Raw genomic sequence first — 19,280 nt, 5'->3', positions numbered from 1 at the left:
TATATAATTAAATTGTTTAATTCCTTATAATGGTTATAAGGAATGTTACGTGATTACCTTTACTAAAATCATATTTTCACATGTGGTATTTTAATCAATAAAAAAAAATCATAATAGGAGTGTGATCCTCATGAGACTTCACAGGCTACTATGAATTATTATGCTACTTAATTCCCGAGGAATAATGAAAGCTGGAACCTTAGCTAAAATACTTGAAACCTCAGAAAGAACTATATACAGAGATATGGACATATTGTGCGAAACAGGCATTCCTATTCTTTCAGTTCCAGGTCCCAGTGGAGGTTTTTCTTTTATGGAGGACTATAAAGTCAATTCAAATGACTTAGAGAGTGGAGATGTGGTTAATCTATTACTTTCAAGTATGGGCGTCCACTCAGAAAAAAACACTGAAATGGCACAACAACTTAAAAATTCCATTATTAAGCTTGAAAATACTGTATCAAAAGAACATAAAGAAGAAATTATAAAGGCTAAGGAAAAGTTCTTTATTGATTCAGACCCTTGGTGGGGCAAAAGAATACAAAATCAGAATGTAGATATAATTAAAAAATCAGTACTTAATTTAAAAAAATTAAAACTTCATTATAAAAAATATAATGGGGAAATATCTGAAAGGATTATACGACCTTATGGTGCGGTAGTAAAAAATTCGGATTGGTATGTAATAGCCTTTTGTGAATTTAAAAATGAGATTAGGATTTTTAAGTGTAGCAGAATTGAAAATATTGAAGTGCTAGCTGAAAGTTTCAGTATGCCTCTTAACTTTTATCTGGAAGAGTTTTGGGAAAATAGTAAGCATCAATTTATAAGACAAGCATACCTTAAGGTAAACCATGATTCATATCCTGTTAAAATTAAATTCTATGAGGAAAAGAAACGAACTCTTGAAGGCTTTTATGTACTTTCTTCCACGAAAGTTGCAGATAATTGGGTTTATGATATAGATATGATAAGTTTTCAAACTGCCTGCAATGTAATCTTTCCTTTAAGTGATCGGATTGAGGTTTTAGAACCTATAGGACTTAGAGAGTATGTAATTAGAAAAATAAATAAAATTTTAAATTTATATAAAGTTAAATAAATTCCTGACATACTGTTGGCAATGATTACTTGATATAATTAACATATTAAATAAATAGATGGAGGTCATAATTATGGAAGCAAAAATAGTAAGCATAAAAGGGTTTAAGGCTGTAGGTATACCTTACTTTGGAAACAATAGTAATGGTGAAATTGCTACCCTTTGGGAAGCATTTAACAAAAACTACAAAAACATAAAGCAAAAAAGTAAGTCCATGCTCTGTTATGGTATATGTGATTGTGGAATGGATTCAGAAGGTAGATTTCACTATACTGCTTGCATCGAAGTAGACAGCTTTTTAGATGTACCAGAAGGTATGATAACAAAGGTCGTTCCAGAGGGTAGACACTTAGTTTATACTTATAGAGGAGCTATAAAAGATTTAGGTGAGTTTTACACTAATATATTTACCAAGTTAATTCCAGCCTCAGGGTATGAAATTGAATATAGACCACAACTAGAACTATATGATGAGAGATTTATGAACAATGGAGAATTTGATATATATATACCTATTAAATAATATTTTTCATTCTCTAAAAAAGCCATAAGAAAATTAAATCCTTATGGCTTTATAATAAATTATAATTTATTTAATTTATTCATTAATTACTTCCCGCTAAGTATCCTGTAGAAAATGCCATTTGAAGATTATATCCACCTGTTTCAGCATCAATATCTATAACTTCTCCTGCAAAATAAAGATTTTTTATAAGCTTTGATTCCATAGTTGAAGCATTTATTTCTTTGACTTTAACACCACCTGAAGTTACTTGAGCTGCTTTAATTGATAGTGTTTCTCTAGCTGTTAGTTTCATTTCTTTCATATACTCAATTATCTTATTCTCGTCTGCCTTCTTTAAATCACTAATCTTAACCTCGGTTAGCCCTAACAGATCAAAAATTTCTTTTAAGAAATTTTGTGGAAGAGTACCTTTTAAATTATTAAGTACAGTCTTATTTGGATTACTCCTCATAACTTCTGATATTTCCTCCTTAGATTTATCTCTTAAGAAGTCTAAAGTAACTTCTACTTCTCCCTCTACTAAAGCTTTGTTTATATAAGAAGAAAGCTTTAACACTGCAGGTCCCGATATTCCAAAATGAGTAAATATCATATCACCAAACTTCTCTACTCTACTTTTTTTAATCTTAGATGAAATTACAACATCCTTCATTGCAACACCTTGCAGGCTCTTAACAAACTCTTCCTTTATAACTAGTGGAATTAAGGCTGCATATAAAGGGGTTATAGTGTGTCCATTCTTTCTTAATACTTCAAACATAGAACCATCTGAACCAGAATCTGGGTAGCTCTTTCCTCCTGTTGTAACAATTACCTTTTCACCTAAAATCCGCTTGCCATCAGCAGTTACTACCCCTTTAATTTCTCCATCTTCAACTATTAACTCTTGAACTTTACTATTATACATAATCTTAACCTTATTTCTTTCTAAATCATCCTTTAATAATTCTATAACTTCATCTGCCCTATTACTTTTGGTATATACCTTTTGGTCAAGCTCTTCCTTATATTCTAATCCATTTCCTTTAAAATATTCTAAAAGTTGATGATTTGAAAATGTATAAAGAGCGCTATATAGGAATTTTCTATTACTAACTATTTTTTCAAAAAATTCCTCTATGTCTCTATTATTTGTGATATTGCATCTGCCTCCACCTGTAAGTCTTAGCTTTGCACCAATTTCTTTATTTCTTTCTATTAATATAACTTCACTATTTTTTGCTGCACTAATGGCCGCCATAATACCAGCAGGTCCTCCGCCAACAATAATAACTTTTGACATACATACACCTCACTAAATTTCATTTTTCTATTTTAATTTAAATTAGATTTAACCACATTAAAACCCAACATTATAAGTTCCAATTATATATGAAAAATATGAAAGTGTATATGCTTAAATCATTTAATGAACCAAATAAAACAATGTAAATATAAACCCTTATAGTTTTCCTTTTATGCTATAATTAAGTAAAAACGCTGAATAAAATAAACTATTTGAACAGGAGTAAGAGTGTAATGAAAAAGCTTTCAGAATGTATAGTTTTAATTGTGGATGATACAGAAGCAAATGTGGATGTTCTTGTAGCAGCACTTGGCGATGACTATGAAATTTCAGTTGCTATGGATGGAGAAGGCGCGCTGGAAAATGTGGAAATCGAGACTCCTGATATTATTCTGCTAGATATTATGATGCCAGGTATGGATGGTTATGAAGTATGTAGGCGGCTTAAAGCAAATAAACTCACAGCGGATATTCCCATTGTTTTTCTAACTGCCATGACAGATATAATAAGCAAATCAAAAGGATTTCAATTGGGTGCTGTGGATTATGTGACAAAACCCTTTGAAATTCTTGAAGTTAAGGCAAGAGTACGTACCCATTTGTCTTTGAAGCTTGCTAAATATGAGTTATTGGAAAAAAATCAAATTCTTGAGGAAAAAACAGTGGAGCTTCAGGCTATGGTCGAGGAGCTTGAAGCTTTTTCATATACTGTATCCCATGATTTAAAATCACCCTTAAGAGCCATTGAAGTATATAGTAAAATAATTCTTGAAGAGCAGTGCGCAACACTAGATGAAGATGGTAATAAAATGCTTTCTAATATTATAGATATTTGCAATGACATGATTGCTATGATTGTAAAATTATTGGAGTATTCTACAACTACTCGTCTAGAAATCTGCAAAGAACCAGTAAATATAAGCGAAATGTTCAATTCGGCTTTTTCACAGCTGAAGTCTCTTTATTTAGAACGATTTATTGAACTTGAGTTTGAGACAGGAATGCCCCCTATTTTAGGTGATACCCTCTTAATAAAACAAGTTGTTTACAACATACTTTCCAATGCTATAAAATTTACTAGAAATAGAGAAAAAGCACTTGTTGTTGTTGGATGTAAAATGGGTGTAGGTGAGTATATTTTCTATGTAAGGGATAATGGAGTGGGTATTGATATGGAGTTTTGCGGAAAGCTATTTCGAATATTTCAACGGTTACACTCAACGGATGAATTTGAGGGAAATGGAATAGGCCTTGCTACAGTTGGTAAAATAATTCAAAAACATGGAGGAAAAACATGGATTGAAGGTAAATTAAATGAGGGCGCAACCATATATTTCACGCTACCCAGTGCAATTAAAGAACTTACAAACTTCAGTGAAGAAGAGGTGAAGTAGATTGTTTGAAGTTATGATTGTAGATGATATGGAAATTATGAGAAGAGATTTAAAAAGATTGAAAATATGGGGTGAGCGCACTGGGTTTATTGTTGTAGAAGAGGCAAAAGATGGACAAGAAGCTCTTAAAAAACTGAAAAAGAAAAAAGTAGACCTTGTAATTACCGATATTAAAATGCCACTAATGGATGGGGTAGATCTTTTGAAAAATATCATTAACAAAGAATTAAGTTCTTGCGTTGTTTTTTTGAGTGAATATAGTGAGTTTGAATATGCAAGGCAAGGTCTTGTATATGGAGCTTTTGATTATATTATAAAACCTATAGATGAAGATAAAATAGAGAAGCTACTTCTAAAAGTTGCAAAATACATAAGTGAAAAAAAATTAAAAAAAGAAAAATTAAAGAAATTGGAAGTACAGTTTGAAGAAAAAATAGAAACTTTCTATGTAGCGAAAGATCTTGATAAAATAATCAAACTGTTTAAAGATGTAGACCTAAACGTCGTTGAAGTTGCTTCTAGTATAGTTGAAACAACTGGAGTAGCAGTTAATTATGATCCAATGAAAGTGGCCTATATTTTAAATCGGATGACATCAACTTTAATTGAAGTTTTGCAAGAAATCTACCCCTGGTTAACCAAACTTGTAAATGTTTCAGAGTATGTTAATATTGATTTTACAAAGTGTTCTGACTTTTCTAATAGCAAAACAACTTTTTTAGAAATAATAAGAGAACTTATTACCCACCTCAAAAAGTTCGAGTTTGGCAATGAAGTAAATAGTATGATTCGTAACATATGTAAAGTAGTTCTTGAACATATAGATGCTGAGGTTTCTGTTAAAATTATTGCGGATCAACTCTTTTTAAATCATTCTTATCTAAGCACCGTATACAAAGAAAAAACAGGAACCTCACTTGTTGAATATATAACCATGGTTAAGATGGAAAGAGCAAAGATACTCTTTGAGAATAATAGTATAAAAAATTATGAGATTGCAGATAAATTAGGCTATAAGGATGTTGAGTATTTTAGTAAACTATTTAAAAAATATACAGGAACAACTCCTTCAAACTTCAAATGCAGTCGCATAGTTAAAAAGGAAATATAAGGAGGAATATATGGATAAAATCGTTACAAATTTTAAAGAAGCAGATATTATGCTAAAAATGCAAATTCTCGATCAACTACCCACTTCTGTGTTTGCGGTGGACAATAATCTAAGTGTGATTTATGTCAATAATGCAGCACAAAAAATACTCAATGGAACAAGTGAAAATATTCTAGGAAAAAACTGCTATAACCTTTTTAATTCCCTTCATTGTAATACAGAGGAATGCCGTATGCGCAAAGCTATAGATAGTGGAAAAATTTGTTCTGGACGTAATGAAGTAAACGCTAATGGTTTGAAAATACATATGGAATACTTTTGTGTACCCTTGAAAGATGAAAATAATGCTGTAATTGGAGGACTTGAATTTGCCGTTAATATAACAGAAAGAGTTCAGTATGAAGCACAATTGAAAAATCAAAGTAAAACTATACGAGAGATGTCAACACCAACCATAAAGCTTTGGGATGATGTTTTATTGCTTCCCATAGTTGGCGTTGTAGACTCTATGAGAGCGCAACATATGATGGATAGTATGCTAAACAAAATAATGGAAACATATTCTAAAGTTATAATAATGGATATTCAAGGTGTAGCTGCCGTAGACACCGCTGTAGCAAATCATCTCATTAAAATAACAAAAGCTACAAAGCTTATGGGGTGCGAATGTATAGTTTCAGGAATATCTCCAGCAGTGGCACAAACAATTATACAACTTGGCATTGAAATGGGCGACATAAAGACAAAGTCCACCTTAAGTGATGCACTAGCGGAAGCTTTTTTGATACTTAATCTAGAAGTTAAAAATAATTCTTAAGGAAGAAGAGCATATGAAAAATTTAGATTATGATTTAAACACCTCGGTAACCATAGTACAAGGCTGTATCATTATAACTTTGCCAAATGAAATGACAGATGAGGCCATTGAAATAGGTATGAGTAGAATTTTAAATAAGGCTAATGCGACTTCAACAGTTGGTGCAATACTTGATTTAAGTAGGGTAACAGTACTTGATTCTTATTCATTCACAGCATTAGAAAAAACTGCAAAAGCAATCTCCCTTATGGGCGTTATTGTTGTATGGATAGGCTTCAGGCCTGGCGTTGTATCTGCTTTACTAGATTTAAATGTGGATGTCAGTAGCATAAAAGCCGCTTTGAACTTAGAACAAGGGCTTAAAATGATATCTGATATTTTGTGCAATAAAAATAGAGGCACCAATTAATGGGTACAATGGAAGGTGATTTTACTCTTTACGCTGGAAAAACTGTAAGCGTGGTGGAGGAATCCCTTGTTAAACTAGTAGAAAATTTTGAAAATGGATATGCAATATTTATCACAAGACAAATGGCTATAAAGGCTGGTTTCCAATGTACAGATGAGACTATGATTGCTACTGCCGTCTCAGAATTAGCAACAAATATTATTCGGTATGCTAAAACCGGTGAAATAACCATTAGTATTATAAGAAATATAAAGGATGGGCGACAGGGTGTAGAACTTTTTGCATATGATAAAGGTCCTGGCATAGCGGATATTAATCTTGCTATGCAGGATCAATATAGTTCTTTGCCTCACAGTTTGGGCCTTGGACTACCAAGTGTAAAAAGGATAATGGACGAATTTTATATCGAATCTATACTCGGAAAGGGAACACGTGTACTTGCACGTAAGTGGAAAAAATAATGGCAGATATTGATTTAGGAATGACATATAAAGCTTTGCTTTGTGAAGAATCAGAATGTGGTGATATAGGTATTATTAAAGAGTATAACAATTATTGTTTTTTAGCATTGATTGACATACTTGGACATGGCTCTGAGGCTAGGGAAGTAGCACTTTATGCAAAACTATACCTTGAAAATAATTATGAAAAAGATAGTATCGACCTTATGAATGGTCTTCATGAACATCTAAAGGGAACCCGCGGAGCTGTTGCAGCAATATGCAATTTAAATGTTCTAACGGGCGAACTAAGTTATGTAGGAATAGGAAATATTACGGTGAGAATTATGGGGTCAAGATTCACTAGACTTGTACCAAAGGATGGTGTCATTGGCTACATAATGGCAAAGCCTCAAAAACAGATTTTAAAGCTTTATGAAGGTGATATCTTGCTTTTACATTCTGATGGAATCAAAGAGCATTTTGAACTCTTTGAATGTGCAGGTTTATTAAAAGAAAGTGCAGTGGACATTGCACAAGGTATATTGAAAAGATTCGAAAAAAAACAAGACGATGCATCCTGTATAGTATTAAAATATTTAATATAAAATTAAGAAGAGGTAGACTAAAATGATTGCACTAGGTAGTCTCGAAATAATAAATAGTGATTCCATAATTGAAATTAGAAAGAAAATTCATATTCTTGTTACAATGCTTGAATATACTGAAATTAAATCTACAAGAATAGAGACGGCTATATCAGAGATATGTCGTAAATGTTATCTTAACAGCAGTGAAATGATGATTTCAATCTTTATAATAAATAATAGGGCACAAAGTGCCCTATTATTTAAATTAACTAAAATTATAACCAGTGAAAATCTTATATTCGGTAATCATTTTTTTGATAAATACTCAATAAATAATTCTAAAGATGGTTCATTGTATATCGAAGCACTTTCTTATATAAGTGATGTAAATCTTTCTATAAGTGATGAATTGATAGAGGAGTTCAAAAGAGAACTATCTTTACCCTCAAGATCGGAACTTATGAATCAGTTAAAAAAAAGGAATGATGTATTGCTATTACAAGCAGATGAATTGAGAGATGCCAAGGAAAGTGCAGAAGATGCAGCCCAAACAAAGTCTGATTTTTTAGCAAATATGAGCCACGAGATTCGTACTCCCATGAATGCAATTATGGGAATGACTCATCTAATTCAAAAAACAGATTTGAATGTGAAACAAAGAGACTATATTGATAAAATATCGAAATCTAGCCATCATCTACTGGTTGTAATAAATGATATTTTAGATTTTTCTAAAATTGAAGCCGGTAAGCTTGTGATTGAAAAAACAAATTTTAAGTTAGATGTTGTACTTGATAATTTAGGAAATCTTATTGGAGAAAAATGTGCTTCAAAAGGTCTTGAATTAATTTTTGACTTAGATCCTGAATTACCAAACAATTTATGCGGGGATCCGTTAAGGTTGGGTCAAATTCTTATTAATTATGTAAACAATGCAGTTAAATTCACTGAAAAAGGAGAAATCATTGTAAGAATTCGTAAAGAACAAGAAGTTGGCAAAGATTGTTTAGTAAAATTCGAGGTACAGGATACAGGAATTGGAATGACAGGGGAACAAAGTGGTAAGCTTTTTCAATCTTTTCAACAGGCAGATACTTCCACAACTAGGAAATATGGTGGCACTGGACTAGGCCTAGCAATTTCTAAGAAATTAGCCAGTTTGATGGACGGCAATGTTGGAGTTGAATCAGAATCTGGGAAGGGAAGCACTTTTTGGTTTACTGCTAAGATGAGTATTAACAAGGTAATGGAAACCGTATATTTACTGCCTGGAGATTTACGCAATCGAAATGTGCTTGTTGTAGATGACAACCTACAAGCACGGTTAATACTTTCAGAAATGCTACGAGGTATGTCTTTGCGTGTAACAGATGTAGACTCCGGTGAAAAAGCACTTCAACTTATTGGTAGAGAAAATAATGGAGAGGATCCTTATGAAATTGTATTTATGGATTTGCTAATGCCTGGTATCAATGGTATAGAAGCAATGCAGAGAATTCATGCAATGCCACTTAAAATAAACCCTTGTTGCATTATGGTTACTGGCTATGGCCGTGAGGAAGTCTTTAAGGAGGCAGAAAGTGCTGGCATTGATATGGTTTTGGTTAAACCTGTTAATTCTACAGTGTTGCAGGATTCTGTAATTCGTATTCTGGGCGGAGAAAAATCTGAAAAACCTGAAGCTGTGGAATATTGCCCAATAAATATAAGTAACCAAGATCTTACAGTAATCCGAGGTGCACGTATATTATTGGTGGAAGATAATGAATTAAACGTACAAGTTACCGTTGAATTGTTGGAAGAAGGTGACTTTTCAATAGATGTTGCTGAAAACGGAAAAATTGCAGTAGACAAAGTTAAGAAAAATAAGTATGATATTATACTTATGGATATGCAAATGCCGATAATGGATGGTGTTACGGCAACAAAAGAAATTAGAAAGAATCCAGAGCATTCATCACTACCAATTATTGCAATGACTGCCAATGCAATGATCAGTGATCGCGATAAGTGTATAGCGGCTGGTATGAATGACCATGTTGCCAAACCTATAGAGCCAAATCAATTATTTGCAATACTCCTAAATTGGATTCCACATAAAAGAATTAATACGCTACAAGTACAAGCGCAATTTTCAATGAAAACTTCTGCAGTGGAACTTGGATTTAGCATTCCAGGACTTGATACATCCCTTGGATTAAGAAGAGTACTTTGTAAGAAAAAATCTTATATCAATCTATTAAGAAAATATATTTTTGGACAAAAGGATACATTTATACAAATTGAAAAAATGCTTTCAGCAGGAGACTGGTCTAGTGCAGAACGTATGGCACATACTTTAAAAGGGGTATCTGGAAGTATTGGTGCTGTTATAATTGAGGAAAAGGCTGCTAATTTGGAAGGAGCGATTCGAAACCATACTTCTAAGGACAAATTAAGCCCCTTAATACAAGAAACTAATGTTATGCTTGTTAAAATGATAGAACACATTGAAAATGCATTACCAGAAGAGAAGCCGGCAGTGATGCTTACAGGTCCTAGTTCCCCACTTGTGGAACTATTAAATATTTTGGAAGAGCTTAAACCTTACATAGAAACTCGAAAACCTAAAAAATGTGCGCAAGTAATGTCGAAATACAGAAAATTAGTTTGGCCAATAGAAACTCAAATACAAGCTACAGAGCTTGATAAACTTCTTTCAAAATATAAATTCAAGGAAGCCTTAGAAATACTAAAAGCCTTAATGAATAAACTTAAAGGAAATGCCCTTTAGACTTCAAAATAAATTTATATATCTAAAATAAATGCTAAAATCTAGAATTTTTCGGGGTAAAAACATGATATTTTTCATTGTCGAAATAAGGCTACTTGTGTATAATAAAATAATACACAAGTACCTTTTTTTTATTTTATAGTAAATAAATAACATAAGGCAATGTGGATAATTTTTCAGAAGGGCATTTTATTATTATAGTACAAATTTACAAACAAACAAAAAAATTTACGTGGGGGAATCATAAAAATGAGAGTAGGAAATAAAATAAAATTAGTACAAGGGACCATATCTTTAATATCCATAGCATTTATAGCATTGTGCGCTATAGTTATTATTAGTTTCACAACTTCTTCCAAACTTAATAACTACTACACTAGATTAAGCTCTAACGGTGTTGTTACAATAGAGACATATGGAGATATGAACGGGAGTTTTAACGAACTAAGGACATATTTAACCAAGGTTTTAGATAGAACATATACAGATGCACAGATTAACGATGTTGAAAATACAGATGCCACAGTAAAAGACTGCTTTAAAAAGATAAAATCCCTAGGATTAGATAGCAGCCAAGTCGCAGCGATAACCGAAATAGAAAATAGCTATACAAGCTACATGGATATATATAATGACGTGAAGATTAAAAGAAAAGCAAACTTAGCAATAACATCAGACCAATCAAAACAATTTACATTAGTAGGTGCCGCCATCACTGATGGAATAAAAACTGCTTTATCTAAAGAAAACGCGCGTATAATAGCTGAAACAGCGGAGTATAAAAGTGCGTCTGCCTCTTCTAATAGAGCACTTGTGGCAGTTGCAATTTTTTCTGCTTTATTATTATTAGTAATATCTGCAGTATTCATATCTGAGCTGAATTTATTATTAAAAGAAACAATCAATACTATAAAAGTGATAGCATCAGGGGACTTTACTTCTGTCATAGACACTTCTCCAAATACAGAATTTGGTGATATGAATAAGCAACTAGATACTATGAGGAATTCCGTAGCGGGTTTATTAAGAGATGTAAGAACTGTTTCTTGCACCATTGATGAAGGTGCGTCAAATTTATCTGCATTATCAGAAGAAATGTATTCAACCTCTGATGAGGTTTCAACGGCAATCGAAGAAGTAGCAAATGGTTCCACTACCCAGGCCGGCGAATTAATGTCTATAAATGAATCTATAAAGGAATTTGGAAATGCCTTAGGTATATTTGTTACGTTAACAGGAGGAGTTGATTGTACAGCAGGAAGCATTGGTAGCATGGCAAGTACAAGTAACAAACAACTAGGGGAACTAGTTATTTCTTTAAACAATATTAGCAACTCCTTTGAAGGTGTTATAGATAAAATTAAAGAGCTTGAAGGCAGTATAAATGAAGCCAATGAAATAACAGGCTTAATAAACAATATCTCAGTACAGACAAATTTACTTGCACTGAATGCAGCCATTGAAGCTGCTAGAGCAGGAGAATCTGGAAGAGGTTTTTCAGTAGTGGCAGATGAAATCCGAAAGCTAGCAGATCAGAGTAAAAACTCTTCTGACAGAATTAGTGGGTTACTTAGTAATGTGTCATCAGAGACATCTAATTTAGTAAAAACCACAGGCGATGTTAATAAAGACTTAGCCAATGAAGTAATAACAATAAATACAGCTGTGGAATCATTTCAATCTATAATAAACTCTGTAGAGAGTATTATACCTGATATACAAAAAATTTCAGTAGGTATTGGTAATTTGAATGTAGGCATATCTCCAGTAATGCTGAAGCTGGAGGGTACCAGCGCTGTAGCAGAGGAAAATTCAGCTGCCTCAGAGGAAATTGCAGCCTCAACAGCAGAAATGAAAAATTCAGCTGGTTCTGTATCTAGTACTGCACAAAGTTTGACTGATTCCGCGGATCAATTAACAAAAGAGTTAAATAAATTCAAGCTTTAAGTAAGGCTCTTACCAATGGTAAGGAGGTTATTTTTGTTGAAAAAACTTTCTGAATGTACTGTACTTATTGTGGATGATACAGAAGAAAATGTGGATATTCTTGTAGAAGTCCTTGGGATGATTATGAAATTTCAGTTGCTATGGATTATATGACAAAACCATTTAAAGTTCTTGAAGTAAAATCAAGGGTGCTTACCCATTTGCAAAAGTTGTACCTCTAAAAATAAATAAGGAGATTTTCTATTTGGCCTCCTTTATTGACGCCACGGATTCTATTAAATTTTAACAAAGAGGTGTTGTAAATGAGAATATTAATAGCAGCGGATGCCTTTGCAAGCAGATTATTTATGAGCAAGTTTCTTTCTAAATATGTAGAATGTGACGTTGTCGTAGATGGTATAGAGGCTCTTGATGCTTACTTAAATTCAATAAAAGTTGGAAATAGCTATGATTTAATTTGCCTTGACATTATGATGCCAATACTTGATGGAATGAAGGTACTTAAATCCATTAGAGAGATTGAAAAACAAAATGATATTGAAACAAAAAAAAGAGTAAATATAATTATGACCACAGCACTAAATGATAAAAAAACGGTACTAAAGGCCTATGATTCTGGTTGTGAATCCTACGCTTGGAAGCCAATTGAAATAGATAAATTTATTCTTGTTATGAAAAATCTAGGGCTAATAGCATAAGTAAAATAGAGGTACGGAATAATAAGCTTATTGCAACTTCTGCGAATTTCTTTAGATTTTTATTTGTTAATGAGCTACTCATAAGAAGGGCTATTGGAGATTCTCCAATAGCCCTTCTTATGTTAACAAATTCCCATAATTACGCCCCTAAAAGTTGATTTTCTTTCTCCTCATACCTACGTTTAAGACAATACCAACACATATGAAAGTTGTAATTATTGAACTTCCTCCATAACTCATAAAAGGAAGAGTAAGTCCTGTAATAGGCATAATACCTATATTCATACCTATATTCTGCAAAATAGAAAACAAGAACATAGATATAATACCTGCAGTTAACATTGTACCAAATATATCCTTAGACTCTTTAGCAATTTTAATTAACTTATAAATTAATAATCCATACAAAGCTAGAAGAAAAATTGCACCAAGGAGCCCCCACTCTTCTCCCACCACTGAAAAAATACAATCTGTGCTGGATTCAGGTGTGCTTCCAACTGCCGCCCAGGAGCCTTTTAAAAATCCAGTACCAAAAATCCCCCCCTTGCCTATTCCAATTTGAGACATGGTCAGTTGAAGACCAGTACCTGTGGGATCTTTATCTGGATATAAAAAAGATATCAATCTATTCTTTTGATAAGGTCTAATTAACCCTGAATTCCAAACTAATGCTATAGTACCAGACACTCCTAGTAAGCCACCAATAATAACCTTAGAATTTAGCCCCGCCATAAAAAACATGCCTAGAAGGATAAAGAAAAAAAACATAGTCATTCCCATATCAGGCTGCTTTAATAGGAAAATCACTGGGATAATAGCATAAACCGAAAGTTTAAGAAAGTTTTTAATATTATTTATATTGCCTTCCATTTCATCTAATTGTTTAGCAATCATAATTATTAATGCAATCTTTACAAATTCCGAGGGCTGAAATTGTGGTAACGGTCCAAGTTTTAGCCAGGACTCTGCCCCATTAACCTTTACTGGCATTAGTGCATTAAGTAGAAGTAGGAATATGCCGCACCAATATATTATATTTGCATAACTTTGGATAATTTTGTAATCTATAAGAATTATTAAATACATTACAAACAACCCTACCACAAGCCATCCTAAATGCATCTTAAGAAAATGAAAATTCAAAGCGGTACTAGCCATATTATTTCCTTTATAAAGATATTGAGTTGCACTTAAAATATTTAACGAACCAAATAACACAATAATTATGCAGATAATTATTATGCCAAAATCTAGTTGTTTAAATAACTTTTTATTAATTTTAAACATCTGAAGCATATTACCCTCCTCGTATTTCTTATACCTAGCAGTATATTTCATACTTAGAATTATATCATATAATCTGAGAATTAATGAATATTTTTTATGTTAAGTATCTATTTAACTTACAACAGTACCATCTTCTGCTTCTGGTTTTGACCTATCATGTACGTTCCAAGTAAGGGATAGAAATACAATAGCAAGTACAGCAGAAACCATAAGAAGCGTGAATCCTCCATCCCAGTTGAATTTATCTACCACCATTCCCATTACAATTTCAGCTGAAACTTGTCCAATAAGATATCCGAAGAGTCCTGTAAATCCAGCAGCAGTACCAGCGGCTTTTTTAGGAACTAGATCTAAGGCACTTACTCCAATAAGCATAACGGGTCCATATATTAAGGCCCCTATTAAAGCCAATGTAATGTTTATTGCTAAAATACTTGTACTTTGCCAATAAATAAACACTCCAGCTGTAACCCCTACCATGCAAGCTACACCTACTGGTGCACGACGACCGTGGAATATTTTATCACTTATCCATCCTATAAGTATAGTACCCGGAACTGCAGCATATTCAAATAAAGAAAATGCAATTGCTGATTCTTTAACATTAAAACCTTTTACTTCTTGTAGGTATAGTGGAGCCCAATTAATAATACCATATCTTACCATATACACAAAACCGTTTGCAAGAGCGATATACCATAGATATTTATTATTGAGTACATATTTAAATAGTATTTCTTTTCCAGTCATTTCTCTTTCCCTATTCTCTACTTTTACAGCAGGATAATCATTTTTATATTCTTCTATAGGAGGAAGTCCTACAGATTGAGGTGTATCTTTTGCAAAAAACATATACATCATTCCGATAACTATTGCAATAATAGCTGGTAAATAAAAAATTCCTTTCCAACTTCCGAATATTTGAACACCGGCAAGGGCAATGATAGCTATAAATCCACCACCCACATTGTGTGCTGTATTCCAAATAGACATTTTAACACCACGTTCTTTATCTGAAAACCAGTGGGTTATGATTCTTCCACATGGTGGCCATCCCATACCTTGAACCCATCCATTAGTAAGCATCAATATAAACATTACTGTAAGGCTTGAGGTAAGTGGGAAAAACAAATTTATAACACCAGACAAAATTAACCCGATACCTAAAAAATACTTCGCATTTGACCTATCGGATACATTACCCATAACAAATTTACTGATACCATAAGCCATTCCTAGCGCAGATGCAACTAAACCAAGCTGTGTTTTTGTAAATCCTTCTTGAATGAGGTATATCTTAGCCATTGAGAAGTTACTCCTAACAAAGTAGTAACCCATATAACCAATATATATACTTATAAACACTTGTAAACGATATTTCTTATAAGCTGGATCAATTTTTTCTTTTGGTAATCTCTCAATAGGTGCAGCGGGTTTTAAAAAACTAAATAAATTTCCCATTGGTTTCATCCACCTTTCTGTTTAATTTTTTTTATTTAGGAATATTGATTTATATATAAATTTAGGGATTGATCTTTTCAAAAGCATCTAGCATATCTTTTTTATCAATAGCTGCTTTTTTAAAATCATATTTTTCACTAGCTAGAAGCTCCTTTAACTTTTGTCCTCCCTCTGGAATTGATACATCTTCTCTTGTAGACATTGCCATAGAAAAATTTTTTAGAGCATTGCCAGCTTCTAGCGTTAAGCAATAATCTATAAAAGCATTTGCGGCCTTAGAGTCTGGACCATTTTTAATTTTAGAAACTGCACAAAGGGTCCACCCCACATCTTTAGGAATTTTAGATTCTATATTAAATCCAGACTTTTTAACTATAAGCTGTTGATTTATAAAATTAACAGCAATTAAATATTCACCAATACCTACCTTTTGCGCTGGAGTAACCCCATTTACAGTAATTTGTGCCACATTACGCCTGAGTTTACCTAGATATTCTAAGGCTTTTTCCTTTCCCATAGATTGTACAAGATAAGAAACAAAAGTGTAGCCGGTGCCGGAGGTTTTTGGATCTGGAATAATAATTTCACCTTTAAAAGCAGGGTTTAACAAATCTTCAAAGCTTTCTGGCTGCTTTATACCCTTTGATTTAAACTCCGCGCCCCATCGTTCTTTATTGATACCAATAGATAAGGCTTCTATATAAAGTCCTGTCCAATACCCATCTTTATCTTTATATCTTTCAGGAATGGAACTGGCATTTTTAGATATATATTTTTCAATTATGCCTTCTCTTTTCATGGACTCATGGGCATCTACTGTGCCTCCTAAAAAAACATCTACTTTAGGATCTTTTTTTTCTTCCATTACCCGAGCTAAAGCCTCCCCAGTAGGAAATCGCAAAATGGAATACTCACAACCAGTTTTTTGTTTAAATCCTTCTAATAATGATTTAGCCTCATCTTCATGAAAGGCTACGTAAACCAAAATTTTTTCACCTTGTAAATTAGGATAGGCACCTTGCCTTTTATTGCATGCAGTGAACACCGTAAAACAAAACAATATTAATATAAATATAGTAAATTTGTAAACTTTCATTAAGATACCTCCAAAATATATGAAATATAAAAATTAAATACCAGCTTTACTGATGTTTTTACAAACCTCTAGTAAATTTCCTTTCATATATATTGCATTTACTACCTCATTACTAAAATCTTGAATAACAATATATCCATTTTCATATACATCAATATTTATAATTGCATAGGAAGTTTCTTTTGTACTTATAATAGAATTACTTTCTTTTTCCATATAGGTTTTTATATGGTATAAAACTTTTCCCTTTGCATTGATTGCTTCTTCTAGTTCTTCATTATCCTGAATTTTAGAACATTTTAGTATTTTATTACGAATAGAGGTTTTATCATCACTACCACATTTTTGTATATCATTACTGCTATCTACTACGGTAACTTTATTTCGTTCATTAATAAGGTTGCTTAGATTTTCAGGACGACATAAGATTTCATACACATAGTTTTTAAGCTTATCCACATAAGGCTTATCTTTAGGATTTCCATATATAATAGCGCTAATTTTTAGGTAACTTCCTAAACTAAATGTAGATTTTTTACCATTTAAATAATAAATAGTGCCCCTGATCTCATCAGAAGTATATGTATTTTGGTTCTCTTGCAAGGGGCTGCTCTTAGACATCTCGTCTATAATATTCCATATATTCTCAATAGTCTTACTATCAGAAATAACAGCCTTGCCCCAACGATTACTATAAACTTCTAATTTTACAGGCGTAGAGGTCCGTGCAGCCTCTAAAACTTGTTCTCTATCCTGAATAAGTACTAAATGATCATAATTTTTTTTATATTGCCAAACTATTATGATTCCTAGCGATAGCATAAAAATAAAATAAATAATAAATAATTTTTTATATTTTTTTAAAATATTTATTTTTCTCTTCCTCCTTATAATAGCAAAAAACGTTTTCAGAATTACATCAAAATTGTATCAACTTTGTAACAATTCAAAAAATAATTCCACTTTTGTTCCCTTGTCACTACTTATAGAAATATCACCCTGCTCTTTTTTCATAATCTCCTTGCAAATGGCAAGTCCAAGTCCCATACCCCCATATTGATTTTGTAGCGTTTTATTTGCAGTATAAAAAGGTTCAAAAATCTTTTTCAAATGCTCCTTTGCTATACCTTCACCATTATCTGAAATTGAAACAATTAGTGACCCTGCCGCGCCGAACATTTTTATAACAATAGAAGTACAATCGCTATATTTAATAGCATTGTCAAGTATATTTAAAAATACTTGTTCTGTTCTTTGTTCATCTATCCAAAGGAAATGGTCAAATAACAATGTTTCTATAGAAATATTGTATTTCTCTAATCTAGGCTTTAAAATTAACAAGCTTTCCTCTATTACTACTTTAATATTTGTTTGCTTTGCTTCCATTTGGAAATCTTCCTTATTTAATTTAGAGAGGTTTAACAATTCTTCCACAAGACAAAGTAAGCGATGTCCACCCTTTTGGATATAATCACAACATTGAATTTTGTCTTCCTGCGTCTTTACTCTAGGAAGTAAATCTGCATATCCAATGATTGAGGTTATAGGTGTTTTTAATTCATGGGTAACGTTATCTAAAAATCTTTTTTGATTTGCTTTTTCATCCTTTAATTTTAAAATAGAATTACTGATATTAGTGGACATAAGATTAAAAGAATCCGCTAAGTCTTTGATTTCATCCGTGGTATCAATTTCTATAGTATTTGTAAAATCTCCATTTGCAACCTTCTGAGAAGCTCTTTTTAAAGATACAATAGGACTTACAATTTTTCTAGAAAATATATTGCTTAAGAAAATAGAAAGAAACAGTGCTAGTATACCTAGAAGCAACATAGCTACACTAGTATTTTTAACTAGTCCGATTTCTTTATCTAAGGGATAAATATATCGAAAGCAACCAATAGTTTCTTCTTCAAAATAAAGTGGACTGGAAAATAAAATGTATTGCTTATTTTCAATTTTTTTTATAATATAGGATTTGGTTCCTGAAAGTGCATGAATCAAATCTTTATTCTCTGAAATTATAGGGTATTCTTCAGAATCTCCTACTAGTCCATCCTTGTTGTATAGTTGAATTCTGAATTTATAATGATCAGATAAATTTTTAGCAATAAAAGGGCCCATATTTTTAAGAAGCACTGGCAACCCTACGTTTTTTTCGTTCTCTAAATATGTAATGATATTTAATTGACTGTTGTAACTCTCTTGTTTTAACATGGTAATAGAACTACCTAGTATATTTTTATAAAGGTTACCAATAGTAATTAAGCATACAATAAGCAAAACTGGAAATAAAATGGCTATATTCATAATTACGATTTTATTTTTTATACCAATTTTCATT

17 protein-coding genes are annotated in these 19,280 nt (G+C 32.3%); 11 read left to right on the top strand and 6 right to left on the bottom strand.

Annotated features, from left to right (window positions below):
- Positions 1–160: 160 nt before the first annotated feature.
- Together G9F70_RS03935 and G9F70_RS03930 are read left to right on the top strand one after the other, a co-directional pair.
- Positions 161–1,102, top strand: coding sequence for a helix-turn-helix transcriptional regulator (locus tag G9F70_RS03935; RefSeq protein ID WP_224617407.1), 942 nt, complete (start codon positions 161–163; stop codon positions 1,100–1,102).
- A 73-nt stretch (positions 1,103–1,175) separates the two neighbouring features.
- Positions 1,176–1,625: a GyrI-like domain-containing protein gene (locus G9F70_RS03930; protein ID WP_164946463.1), complete on the top strand. Its 450-nt coding sequence runs from the start codon at positions 1,176–1,178 to the stop codon at positions 1,623–1,625.
- An 82-nt stretch (positions 1,626–1,707) separates the two neighbouring features.
- On the opposite strand, the gene G9F70_RS03925 is transcribed toward G9F70_RS03930, so the two are convergent.
- Positions 1,708–2,910: an NAD(P)/FAD-dependent oxidoreductase gene (locus G9F70_RS03925; protein WP_164946464.1), complete on the bottom strand. Its 1,203-nt coding sequence runs from the start codon at positions 2,908–2,910 to the stop codon at positions 1,708–1,710.
- Between the two features lie 236 nt (positions 2,911–3,146).
- Between G9F70_RS03925 and G9F70_RS03920 the strand changes: the two genes are divergently transcribed.
- The 9 genes from G9F70_RS03920 to G9F70_RS03880 all read left to right on the top strand — a co-directional run bounded on the left by G9F70_RS03920 (position 3,147) and on the right by G9F70_RS03880 (position 13,092).
- A complete protein-coding gene (locus G9F70_RS03920) occupies positions 3,147–4,307 on the top strand; it encodes a sensor histidine kinase (RefSeq protein ID WP_164946465.1) in 1,161 nt (386 codons plus the stop codon).
- A gap of 1 nt (position 4,308) precedes the next feature.
- Positions 4,309–5,418, top strand: a complete 1,110-nt coding sequence (locus tag G9F70_RS03915) for a response regulator (RefSeq protein WP_164946466.1) — start codon at positions 4,309–4,311, stop codon at positions 5,416–5,418.
- Positions 5,419–5,428: 10 nt separating this feature from the next.
- Positions 5,429–6,235, top strand: coding sequence for a PAS domain-containing protein (locus tag G9F70_RS03910; RefSeq protein WP_164946467.1), 807 nt, complete (start codon positions 5,429–5,431; stop codon positions 6,233–6,235).
- A gap of 13 nt (positions 6,236–6,248) precedes the next feature.
- Positions 6,249–6,644, top strand: coding sequence for an STAS domain-containing protein (locus tag G9F70_RS03905; protein ID WP_164946468.1), 396 nt, complete (start codon positions 6,249–6,251; stop codon positions 6,642–6,644).
- The gene (locus G9F70_RS03900; protein ID WP_202017927.1) at positions 6,644–7,105 is read left to right on the top strand and encodes an anti-sigma regulatory factor; all 462 of its coding nucleotides are present in this window, start codon (positions 6,644–6,646) and stop codon (positions 7,103–7,105) included. The genes G9F70_RS03905 and G9F70_RS03900 overlap by 1 nt, the downstream gene beginning before the upstream one ends.
- Complete coding sequence (locus tag G9F70_RS03895) at positions 7,105–7,692, top strand: SpoIIE family protein phosphatase (RefSeq protein ID WP_164946469.1); 588 nt, start codon at positions 7,105–7,107, stop codon at positions 7,690–7,692. The genes G9F70_RS03900 and G9F70_RS03895 overlap by 1 nt, the downstream gene beginning before the upstream one ends.
- A gap of 22 nt (positions 7,693–7,714) precedes the next feature.
- Positions 7,715–10,447, top strand: a complete 2,733-nt coding sequence (locus G9F70_RS03890) for a hybrid sensor histidine kinase/response regulator (RefSeq protein ID WP_164946470.1) — start codon at positions 7,715–7,717, stop codon at positions 10,445–10,447.
- A gap of 249 nt (positions 10,448–10,696) precedes the next feature.
- Positions 10,697–12,394, top strand: a complete 1,698-nt coding sequence (locus G9F70_RS03885; RefSeq protein WP_164946471.1) for a methyl-accepting chemotaxis protein — start codon at positions 10,697–10,699, stop codon at positions 12,392–12,394.
- Positions 12,395–12,696: 302 nt separating this feature from the next.
- A complete protein-coding gene (locus G9F70_RS03880; protein ID WP_164946472.1) occupies positions 12,697–13,092 on the top strand; it encodes a PleD family two-component system response regulator in 396 nt (131 codons plus the stop codon).
- A 147-nt stretch (positions 13,093–13,239) separates the two neighbouring features.
- Here G9F70_RS03880 and rodA read toward each other — a convergent pair whose 3' ends face one another.
- From rodA to G9F70_RS03855, 5 genes are all read right to left on the bottom strand, one after another.
- Positions 13,240–14,388 carry a rod shape-determining protein RodA gene (gene rodA / locus G9F70_RS03875; protein ID WP_164946473.1) on the bottom strand — a complete coding sequence of 383 codons (1,149 nt, stop codon included), beginning with the start codon at positions 14,386–14,388 and terminating at the stop codon, positions 13,240–13,242.
- A gap of 102 nt (positions 14,389–14,490) precedes the next feature.
- Entirely contained in the window at positions 14,491–15,840 is a 1,350-nt protein-coding gene (locus G9F70_RS03870) for an MFS transporter (protein ID WP_164946474.1), read from the bottom strand.
- Positions 15,841–15,901: 61 nt separating this feature from the next.
- The gene (locus G9F70_RS03865; protein WP_164946475.1) at positions 15,902–16,936 is read right to left on the bottom strand and encodes an ABC transporter substrate-binding protein; all 1,035 of its coding nucleotides are present in this window, start codon (positions 16,934–16,936) and stop codon (positions 15,902–15,904) included.
- A 33-nt stretch (positions 16,937–16,969) separates the two neighbouring features.
- Entirely contained in the window at positions 16,970–17,758 is a 789-nt protein-coding gene (locus G9F70_RS03860) for a DUF3919 family protein (RefSeq protein WP_164946476.1), read from the bottom strand.
- A 108-nt stretch (positions 17,759–17,866) separates the two neighbouring features.
- Positions 17,867–19,279: a sensor histidine kinase gene (locus tag G9F70_RS03855; RefSeq protein ID WP_164946477.1), complete on the bottom strand. Its 1,413-nt coding sequence runs from the start codon at positions 19,277–19,279 to the stop codon at positions 17,867–17,869.
- Position 19,280 lies beyond the last annotated feature (1 nt).

The organism is Clostridium sp. FP1 (assembly GCF_011065975.2).
Classification (GTDB): Bacteria; Bacillota; Clostridia; order Clostridiales; family Clostridiaceae; genus Clostridium_AD; species Clostridium_AD tagluense.
The sequence above is the reverse complement of the archived record's forward strand: the minus strand, read 5'-3'. Positions and strand labels throughout refer to the sequence as shown.

Coding starts and splice junctions, on each gene's coding strand:
- G9F70_RS03935 (WP_224617407.1), top strand. CDS start 161: ATGCTACTTAATTCCCGAGGAATAATGAAAGCTGGAACCTTAGCTAAA.
- G9F70_RS03930 (WP_164946463.1), top strand. CDS start 1,176: ATGGAAGCAAAAATAGTAAGCATAAAAGGGTTTAAGGCTGTAGGTATA.
- G9F70_RS03925 (WP_164946464.1), bottom strand. CDS start 2,910: ATGTCAAAAGTTATTATTGTTGGCGGAGGACCTGCTGGTATTATGGCG.
- G9F70_RS03920 (WP_164946465.1), top strand. CDS start 3,147: ATGAAAAAGCTTTCAGAATGTATAGTTTTAATTGTGGATGATACAGAA.
- G9F70_RS03910 (WP_164946467.1), top strand. CDS start 5,429: ATGGATAAAATCGTTACAAATTTTAAAGAAGCAGATATTATGCTAAAA.
- G9F70_RS03905 (WP_164946468.1), top strand. CDS start 6,249: ATGAAAAATTTAGATTATGATTTAAACACCTCGGTAACCATAGTACAA.
- G9F70_RS03900 (WP_202017927.1), top strand. CDS start 6,644: ATGGGTACAATGGAAGGTGATTTTACTCTTTACGCTGGAAAAACTGTA.
- G9F70_RS03895 (WP_164946469.1), top strand. CDS start 7,105: ATGGCAGATATTGATTTAGGAATGACATATAAAGCTTTGCTTTGTGAA.
- G9F70_RS03890 (WP_164946470.1), top strand. CDS start 7,715: ATGATTGCACTAGGTAGTCTCGAAATAATAAATAGTGATTCCATAATT.
- G9F70_RS03885 (WP_164946471.1), top strand. CDS start 10,697: ATGAGAGTAGGAAATAAAATAAAATTAGTACAAGGGACCATATCTTTA.
- G9F70_RS03880 (WP_164946472.1), top strand. CDS start 12,697: ATGAGAATATTAATAGCAGCGGATGCCTTTGCAAGCAGATTATTTATG.
- rodA (WP_164946473.1), bottom strand. CDS start 14,388: ATGCTTCAGATGTTTAAAATTAATAAAAAGTTATTTAAACAACTAGAT.
- G9F70_RS03870 (WP_164946474.1), bottom strand. CDS start 15,840: ATGGGAAATTTATTTAGTTTTTTAAAACCCGCTGCACCTATTGAGAGA.
- G9F70_RS03865 (WP_164946475.1), bottom strand. CDS start 16,936: ATGAAAGTTTACAAATTTACTATATTTATATTAATATTGTTTTGTTTT.
- G9F70_RS03860 (WP_164946476.1), bottom strand. CDS start 17,758: ATGCTATCGCTAGGAATCATAATAGTTTGGCAATATAAAAAAAATTAT.
- G9F70_RS03855 (WP_164946477.1), bottom strand. CDS start 19,279: ATGAAAATTGGTATAAAAAATAAAATCGTAATTATGAATATAGCCATT.